Annotated in this window: 5 protein-coding genes and 1 pseudogene; 2 read left to right on the top strand and 4 right to left on the bottom strand. The window is 65.6% G+C overall.

The features are described from left to right. Window positions 1-370: pseudogene (locus JHD07_RS27280) on the top strand (ATP-dependent DNA ligase); the annotation flags it as partial. A 114-nt stretch (window positions 371-484) separates the two neighbouring features. Here JHD07_RS27280 and JHD07_RS27275 read toward each other — a convergent pair. After that, window positions 485-649: a DUF3309 family protein gene (locus tag JHD07_RS27275; RefSeq protein ID WP_018318514.1), complete on the bottom strand. Its 165-nt coding sequence runs from the start codon at window positions 647-649 to the stop codon at window positions 485-487. Between the two features lie 178 nt (window positions 650-827). Here JHD07_RS27275 and JHD07_RS27270 point away from each other — a divergent pair, with 178 nt between their 5' ends. Continuing rightward, window positions 828-1145, top strand: a complete 318-nt coding sequence (locus JHD07_RS27270; protein ID WP_291627678.1) for a polyhydroxyalkanoic acid system family protein — start codon at window positions 828-830, stop codon at window positions 1143-1145. A 2-nt stretch (window positions 1146-1147) separates the two neighbouring features. Here JHD07_RS27270 and treY read toward each other — a convergent pair whose 3' ends face one another. From treY to glgX, 3 genes are all read right to left on the bottom strand, one after another. Further along, window positions 1148-3922 carry a malto-oligosyltrehalose synthase gene (gene treY / locus JHD07_RS27265; RefSeq protein WP_291627677.1) on the bottom strand — a complete coding sequence of 925 codons (2775 nt, stop codon included), beginning with the start codon at window positions 3920-3922 and terminating at the stop codon, window positions 1148-1150. 1 nt (window position 3923) lies between these two features. Beyond that, the gene (gene treZ / locus JHD07_RS27260) at window positions 3924-5675 is read right to left on the bottom strand and encodes a malto-oligosyltrehalose trehalohydrolase (protein ID WP_291627675.1); all 1752 of its coding nucleotides are present in this window, start codon (window positions 5673-5675) and stop codon (window positions 3924-3926) included. After that, window positions 5672-7711 (bottom strand): glycogen debranching protein GlgX (gene glgX / locus JHD07_RS27255; protein ID WP_291627674.1); only part of this gene is annotated, 2040 nt, incomplete at its 5' end. The genes treZ and glgX, both read right to left, overlap by 4 nt.

The raw sequence follows: 7711 nt of genomic DNA, 5'->3' as shown, positions 1-7711 counted from the left end.
CGACAAGGTGAGCTGGAAAGAGGCCAAGGCTTTTGCGCAGGGCGTCTGTCAGTGGATGGCAGATGACGATCCCGAACACTATCTGCTCAACATGTCGAAGAAGCTGCGCGAGGGAAAGATTTTCCTGGATTACCTGCGCAACGACCGCATGTCGACGGCGGTGGCGCCGCTGTCGCCGCGCGCGCGCGCCGGCGCGACCGTGTCGATGCCGGTCACCTGGGCGCAAGTGAAGGGCGATCTCGATCCGAAGCGTTACACGCTGCGCACCGTGCCGGGCCTGCTGGCGCGATCGAAGGCCTGGGCGGGGTATGAAGATGCGGCCGTGTCGATCAAGGCCGCGATCAAGAAGCTGGCGGGGAAGGTGAAGTAGGCGCCTTCCAAAACGTCATTCCGGGCTGCGCGATAGCGCAGACCCGGAATCCAGAGATTATGCGGCGCGAGATTCCGGGTTCGCGCTTGCGCGCGCCCCGGAATGACTGCGCGACTATATCCGCCCCATCAGAAGCAGGATCAGCAAGATGACGATGACGAGGCCAAGGCCACCCCCGCCGTAATAGCCGGTGCCGTAGAACGGCCCGCCGCCGATGCCGCTGAACCCGCCCAGCAGAGCGATGACCAGAATGATCAGAATGATCGTGCCGATTGACATGCGAATCTCCTCAGCCCTTCATGGAAAGGGTCGTTGCACCTGTCCCGTTGTGAGGGGGCAACTTATCGCAGATTGTAAAGTTCCGCCTTTGAAACACGGCGGGCGGATCGAACGCGCATGGAACCTTTGTGGATCGACCCGGCATGACTATCTGAAGTCAGTCACAAGAGGTCCCGCCATGTCAGCACCGCTCGTCGTTTCAATTCCGCATCGTCTCGGGCGCGAGGAGGCGGTGCGCCGGCTCAAGACGGGGCTCGGCCGGGCCGCGGCGAGCATTCCCGTGATGCAGGTTGAGGAGGAGCGCTGGAGCGGCGACTGCATGAATTTCCGCATCCGCGCGCTCGGGCAGGTCGCGAGCGGTCAGGTCGAGGTCGGCGACGACCAGGTCCGGGTCGAGGTGGTGCTGCCCTGGCTGTTGCAGCGCTTTGCCGAGATGGCGCAAGCCACCATCAAGAAGCGCGGGCAATTGCTGCTCACCAAGGATGGCGGCAAGTGACTTCAGGCGGGCGCACGCTTCGCTGCAGTCGTGCTGCGCGCCTCGATGACGGCCACGGGTAGATCACGCAAGGCTTGCGCGAGCGGCAGTTCGTTGCCGTCAAGGCCCGGCCCTGTGTAGCCGGAGATGTCGACGGCCCCCTCGAATCCTGGCGGCGCGGGCCAGTCCCGGCCGCCTTGCGTAAACGGCGCGAAATGACGTCCGACGACGACGATGGCCGCCGTGCGTCCGTGGGTGCGAGCGAACGCAATGACGTGGTCGGCATGCGGGCCGCGCACGTCGAGCGGCTGATAGCCTCCGTGGACGAAAATATCGGGAAGACGGCTGCGCAGCGCCAGGAGATGCCGTGTCCAGGCCAGCTTGAGCCGGCCATCCGGCCAGGCCTTGGTCAATCCGCTCCAGTCCGGCGCCTCCAACGCTGACAGGGCTGCATGACGTGCAGCGAAGTCGACCGGCCGGCGATTGTCGGGGTCGACCAGCGACAGGTCCCAGAATTCGGTGCCTTGATAGAAGTCCGGCACGCCCGGCAGCATCGCCTTGAGCGTGAGCTGGCTCAGCGAGTTCAGCGTGCCGAGCAGTGCGACGCGGCGCGCCAGCGTCTGCAGCGCCTCCAGGAATTCCGCGGACCTGGCGGGGTCGAGGATCTTCGCGACGAAGTCTTGGATGCCGTTCTCATAGGCTTCATGCGGGTTGAGCCAGCTCGTCTCTTCCTTGCCCTCGCGCGCCGCCTTGAGCGCATAGGCCTGGATGCGCTCGACGAAGCCGGCATCGGCCGGCTCCTCGAGCGGCCAGGCGCCGAGCAGGGTCTGGTAGAGCATGTATTCGAACGTCGCCGATGGCGCGCGGAAGTTGCCGTGCAACGTGAGCTGCGGCGCGTTCAGCACTTTCCAGCGCGCCACCGCGCTGGTCCAGTCGCCGGGAATCTCACTGAGCGCCGCGATCCGCATGCGGGCATCCTCGCCACGTTTGGTATCGTGGGTGGCCGTCGCCGTCATGCCGTGCGGCCACTCCCTGGCGCGGGCCTGCATGGCCTCATGGAAGTCGGGAATGGTGAGCCCGGTACTCGCGGGATCGCCGCCGACCTCGTTCAGCGCCAGCAGCCGGTGGAACTGATAGAACGCGGTGTCCTCCAGCGACTTTGCCATCATCGGCCCGGTGAATTGCTGCACCTTGAGCGCGAAACGGCGCACGCGCGGCGCGCTGTGCGGGGGACGGCCGGGCTTGAGCAGGTCCATGGTCAGTGCGTCGCGCAGGAAGTCGAAAATGCCTTCGTCGGCCGCAAACCAATCCCGGCGGGCGCGCGCGATGGTGTCGTCGATCAGCTTGCGGTCCGGAGTAGTCGGACCGCTATGCGTCAGATAGGTGCGATAGACCGGGAAATGCAGGACATAAAGCTCGAGCGCCTGTCTCAGGCTGTCGGCCGAGAAGTCGCGCGTGGAGTAATGTCCGTTGGCGATGCGGGCGAGCAGGCGCGTCAGCACGGTGAATTCACTCGTGAGCAGCGTCTCCAGCACCCGGCGCTTTGCGTCCTTGACGTAGGGCGCAAGCTGCGGCGGCCGGTTGCTGATCTGCCGCCAGGTCTCGTCCAGCGCCTCCAGCCCCCTGGGATCGATCAGCACATGGGTGATGACGTTCATCCATTCATAGCCGGTGGTGCCCTGGACTCCGGCGAAATGCGGCAGGCGCTCGTGCTCGCACAGGATCTTTTCGATCACGGTGTAGAACGGCTTTGTATTGCCCTGGGCATCGCGCACCAGCCGGCGCAATCGTTGGCAATATTGTGCGGGGTCGCGCAGGCCGTCGATGTGGTCGAGCCGGATGCCTTGCAGCCTGCCCCCTGCAACGAGCTGCTTCACCAGCCGATGGGTGGCGGCAAACGTGCTCGCGTCCTCGACGCGCAGGCCTGCGAGTCCGTTGACGTCGAAGAAACGGCGATAGTTGATGTCGCTGGAGGCGAGCCGCCAGTGACCGAGCTTGTAGTGCTGGCGCTCGAGCAGATGATGCAGCGCGAGCGTCTGGGCGGGGCGATCCTTGGCGGCGCGATAGGCGGCAAGGCCTTGCGCGATCAGGTCGGCGGCGCCTGAGATCTCCTTCAACTCGGACTTGAAGGCGGGAGCTTCCTTGCGATTGGGCCGGCGCAATCCGGTGTAGCGTGCCGCCAGCGCGAGCAGGCGCTTGCCCGGCTCCGTGTCCGCCGCGTCCGCCTCCTTGACGATCATCCGCAATATCTCGCCGTAGCGTTCCGGGGCGATAGGCAGGCGGTGCTCGAAATACCAGGCGGAGAAGCTTCCTTCATCGGGGGCGTAGCGAAGCTCGATATCGCCGCCCTCCAGCGCCTCGCCATAGGACGCGCCGAGGATCGGCAGCAGCACGCCGCCGCGGGCGCGAAAAGCCAGCTGATCCCAGTCGATGTCGAAGGAGACGGCGTGCGGTGAGGCCTGGCCCCATTCCAGCACGTCGAGCCACCAGGGGTTGTCGGCAAAATGCACGCCGACATGGTTGGGGACGAAATCGATGATGAGCCCGAGATCATGCTGTTGAAGCGCATCGCTCAGACGCGCAAAGCCGGCCTCGCCGCCGAGCTCGGGATTAAACTGGCCGTGGTCGACAGTGTCGTAGCCGTGGGTCGAGCCCTTGCGGGCCTTCATCACCGGTGAAGTATAGAGGTGCGTGATCCCCAGCGCCTTCAGATAGGGCACGACCGCGGCGGCCTTGTCGAAGTCGAAATCCGCAGTGAGCTGGAGCCGGTAAGTGGCGAGCGGAATCGCGGGAGCCATGCTAACCTCCGAGATGCCAGACCACCGACCAGGGCGGGAGCCGCTCGCCGGCCCCGCTGCCCCAGATCGGCGTGCCCGCACCGGGAGTGGAGGCGATCTCGTGGTCCGACAGATTGGCGACGAGGCGCAAGGTCGAGCCGTCGCCCATGCGCCAATGGGCGGTGAGGAGGCCGTTGTCGGCTGCCTCGGCATCGCCGAAGCTTGCGCCCTTCAAGCGCGGTGTGATCTCCTTGCGCCGTACCGCGAGCAGGTTGCGCACGAGCGCTAACCGCGCGTTCTGCGCCGGCGTGCGGCCGGTCCAGTCGAGCACGGCCGATTGCAGCGTTGCCGGATCGAGTGGGTCGGGGACCTCGTCGCCGTATTTTTCGTAAGCCCAGGCATATTCCTGCTTGCGCCCCTTGCGCACGGCTTCGGCCAATCCGCCCTGGAAATCGCAGAAGAACGGGAAGGGGACCGTCGAGCCCCATTCCTCGCCCTGAAACAGCATCGGCACCATCGGTGCAAGAAGCGTCACGGCGAGCGCGGCTTCGATCTGCTGCGGCGGTGCCAGGCTTTCAAGCCGTTCGCCGAGCGGGCGGTTGCCGATCTGGTCGTGGTTCTGCAGGAAGTTGACGAAGGTCGCCGGCGGCAGCTTGCCGCTCGGCTCGCCGCGCGGCTTCTTGCCCCAGAACTCGGAGATCTCGCCCTGGTAGACGAAGCCGGAGGCGAGTGCGCGCGCGAGATCCATGCGCGGCGTCTGGTAGTCGCCATAATAGCCGGCATGCTCGCCGGTCAGCATCACGTGCCAGGCGTGATGATAATCGTCGTTCCACTGTGCGCGATATTTGCCGTTCGGCGGCTCCTGCGCGGCGTCGAGCAGGCTCGCGCGGTTGTCGCCGTTCTCGAGCACGAGATGGATGTGGCGTCCCGTGGCCTTGGCGAGTTCGCCGGCGGCGACGCTGAGGTCCTGCAGCATGGACTGCTCGCCCGGGATCGCCATGATGTGGTTGGCAGCATCGAGCCTGAGGCCGTCGAAGCGGTAATCGCTGAGCCATGAGAGCGCGTTCTCGACGGCAAAGGCGCGCGCCTGCGGCAGGCGATAATCGATCGCGCTGCCCCACGGCGTGTGCGCGTCGGTGAAGAAGGTCGGCGCGTAGCGGCCGAGGTAGTTTCCTTCCGGGCCGAAATGGTTGTAGACGACGTCGAGGAACACCATCAGCCCGCGCAGATGCGCCTCGTCGATCAGCGTCTTCAGGTCTTCGGGCCGGCCATAGGCGCTGTCGGGCGCATACCACAGCACGCCGTCATAGCCCCAGCCGTGGCGTCCTGCGAAATCGGCCAGCGGCATCAACTCCAGTGCGGTGATGCCGGTCGCGGCGAGATGATCGAGCTTGTCGATCATGGCGCGGTAGGTGCCCTCGGGCGTGAAGGTGCCGACATGGGTTTCGATCAGCACCGTTTCTTCCCAGGGACGGCCGCGCCATTCGCGTGCGCGCCATGCGAAGGCGTCGTGATCGATCACCTCGCTCGGGCCGAACACGTCCTCGGGCTGGAAGGCCGAAGCGGGGTCCGGCACGTCGATCTCGTCGTCGATCCTGAATTTGTACGTGCTGCCGGAGGGCAGGCCGGCAATCTCGGCCACGTACCAGCCATCCTGGCGGCGCTGCATGGCGTGCCTGCTGTCGAGCAGGAGGTCGACACGGCGCGCCGCCGGCGCCCACAGCCGGAACGACACGCCCTCCTTCGTCGGCCTTGCCCCGAAGGAGGGCCTCATAGCGCGCCCGCGAAGGCGAGCACCGAGCGCGGCGGCGCCTTGCTGTCGCTCCCCGGCAGGAAGTCGATCGTATTCAGCTTGGCATCCGTCGTGTTCAGGATCTGCTGCCAGCTCGGGTATTCGGGCATTTTCGGCAATTTGAATGCGATCTCTTCGGGAGCGGCGTTCAGTACGATAAAGATCGCGGCCCCACCCGGTTCCATCGGGCCCATCACATAGGAGAGGAACCGCCCATCCGGGAAGGTCCAGTCGCTCTCCGTCATCTCGTTGCCTCCGGGCGTCAGCCACAGCGCACCGTAGGAGACGCCGTCCTTGGGCCGGCCATCGAGCCAGCGATGGCTGCGCAGCTGCGAGAACCGGCGGCGAATGTCGGCGAGATGGGCGACGAAATCGATCATGTCGTCGCCCTCCTTGCCGAGATTGTCCCAGCCGACCCAGCCGACCTCGTTGTCCTGGCAATAGGCGTTGTTGTTGCCGGATTGCGAATTGCCGACCTCGTCGCCGGCGAGGATCAGCGGGACGCCCTGCGCCAGCATCAGGCAGGCCAGCACGTTCTTGCGCAGCTGGCGGCGCAGGCCGATGATCTTGGGATCGTCGGTCGGACCCTCCACGCCGCAATTGTTGCTGTGATTGTCGTTGGAGCCGTCGCGATTATCCTCGCCGTTGGCTTCGTTGTGCTTCTCGTTGTAGCTGAAGAGGTCGGCGAGCGTGAAGCCGTCGTGGACGGTGATGTGGTTGATGCTGGCGCGCGGCCGCCGCCCGTCGTGATTGAACAGGTCGGACGACGCCGTCATGCGGCTGGAGATGTCGCCGATCAGGCTGCCTTCGCCGCTCCAGTAGCGGCGCATCGCGCTGCGATAGCGGTCGTTCCATTCCGACCATTGCGAGGGGAAGGCGCCGACCTGATAGCCGCCGAGGCCGAGGTCCCACGGCTCGGCGACGAGCTTGACCGTGGCCAGCACGGGGTCCTGCCGCACCGCCGTCAGGAAGGAGCTACCGCGATCGAATCCGTTCGGCCCGCGCGCGAGCGTGGTGGCGAGATCGAAGCGGAAGCCGTCGACATGGCAGACCTCGACCCAGTAGCGCAGGGAATCCATCACCATCTGCAGCACGCGCGGATGGGCGAGATTCACGGAGGAGCCGCAACCGGTGAAGTCGTCGTAATAGCGCGGGTTCTCGCGGTTCAGCCAGTAATACGAGGCATTGTCGATGCCGCGATAGCACAGCGTCGGGCCGAGGTGATTGCCTTCGGCGGTGTGGTTGTAGACGACGTCGAGCATCACCTCGATGCCGGCGTCGTGCAGCCGCGCCACCGTGGTGCGGAAGGAATCCAGCGCGTTGTCCTGGGCGTAGCGCGGCTCCGGCGCGAAGAAGGACAGCGTGTTGTAGCCCCAGTAATTGGCGAGCTTCTTCTCCACCAGGATGCGGTCGTCGACGAAGCTGTGCACCGGCAGCAGCTCGACCGTGGTGACGCCGAGCCTTTTCAGGTGCTCGATCATGGCGGGCGAGGACAGGCCGCCATAGGTGCCGCGCAGATTCGGCGGCACGTCGTCGCGCTTCTGGGTCAGGCCCTTGACGTGCGCCTCGTAGATGATGGTGTCTTCCCAGGGGATGTTGGGGCGGATTTCGCGCCGGCCCCAGTTGAAGGTCTCGTCGACCACGACCGCCTTCGGCATGCCGCGCGCATTGTCGCGCCGGTCGAACGACAGATCCTCGCGCGCGCTTCCGGTGCGGTAGGCGAAATGCGCATCGCTCCAGACCAGGCGGCCGGCAAGCCGCTTGGCGTAGGGATCGAGCAGCAGCTTGTTGGCATTGAAGCGGTGGCCGTGCTCCGGCTCGTAAGGGCCGTGCACGCGGTAACCGTAGAGCTGGCCGGGCGAGACGTCGTTGAGATAACCGTGCCAGACGTCCTCGGTCTTCTCGGGCAGCTCGATGCGCTCGAGCTCGCGGCGGCCCTGCATGTCGAACAGGCAGAGCTCGACCTTCTGCGCGTTGGCGGAGAACAGCGCGAAAGTCGTACCGCGTCCGTCCCAGCT

It is taken from the genome of Bradyrhizobium sp. (assembly GCF_016462955.1).
GTDB lineage: Bacteria > Pseudomonadota > Alphaproteobacteria > Rhizobiales > Xanthobacteraceae > Bradyrhizobium.
Note: the sequence above shows the minus strand (reverse complement) of the source record. Positions and strands in the feature narration are given on the sequence as shown.

What these genes read in the sequence shown, in the direction of transcription:
- JHD07_RS27275 (WP_018318514.1), bottom strand. Translation starts at nt 649, where the DNA reads ATGTCAATCGGCACGATCATTCTGATCATTCTGGTCATCGCTCTGCTG.
- JHD07_RS27270 (WP_291627678.1), top strand. Translation starts at nt 828, where the DNA reads ATGTCAGCACCGCTCGTCGTTTCAATTCCGCATCGTCTCGGGCGCGAG.
- treY (WP_291627677.1), bottom strand. Translation starts at nt 3,922, where the DNA reads ATGGCTCCCGCGATTCCGCTCGCCACTTACCGGCTCCAGCTCACTGCG.
- treZ (WP_291627675.1), bottom strand. Translation starts at nt 5,675, where the DNA reads ATGAGGCCCTCCTTCGGGGCAAGGCCGACGAAGGAGGGCGTGTCGTTC.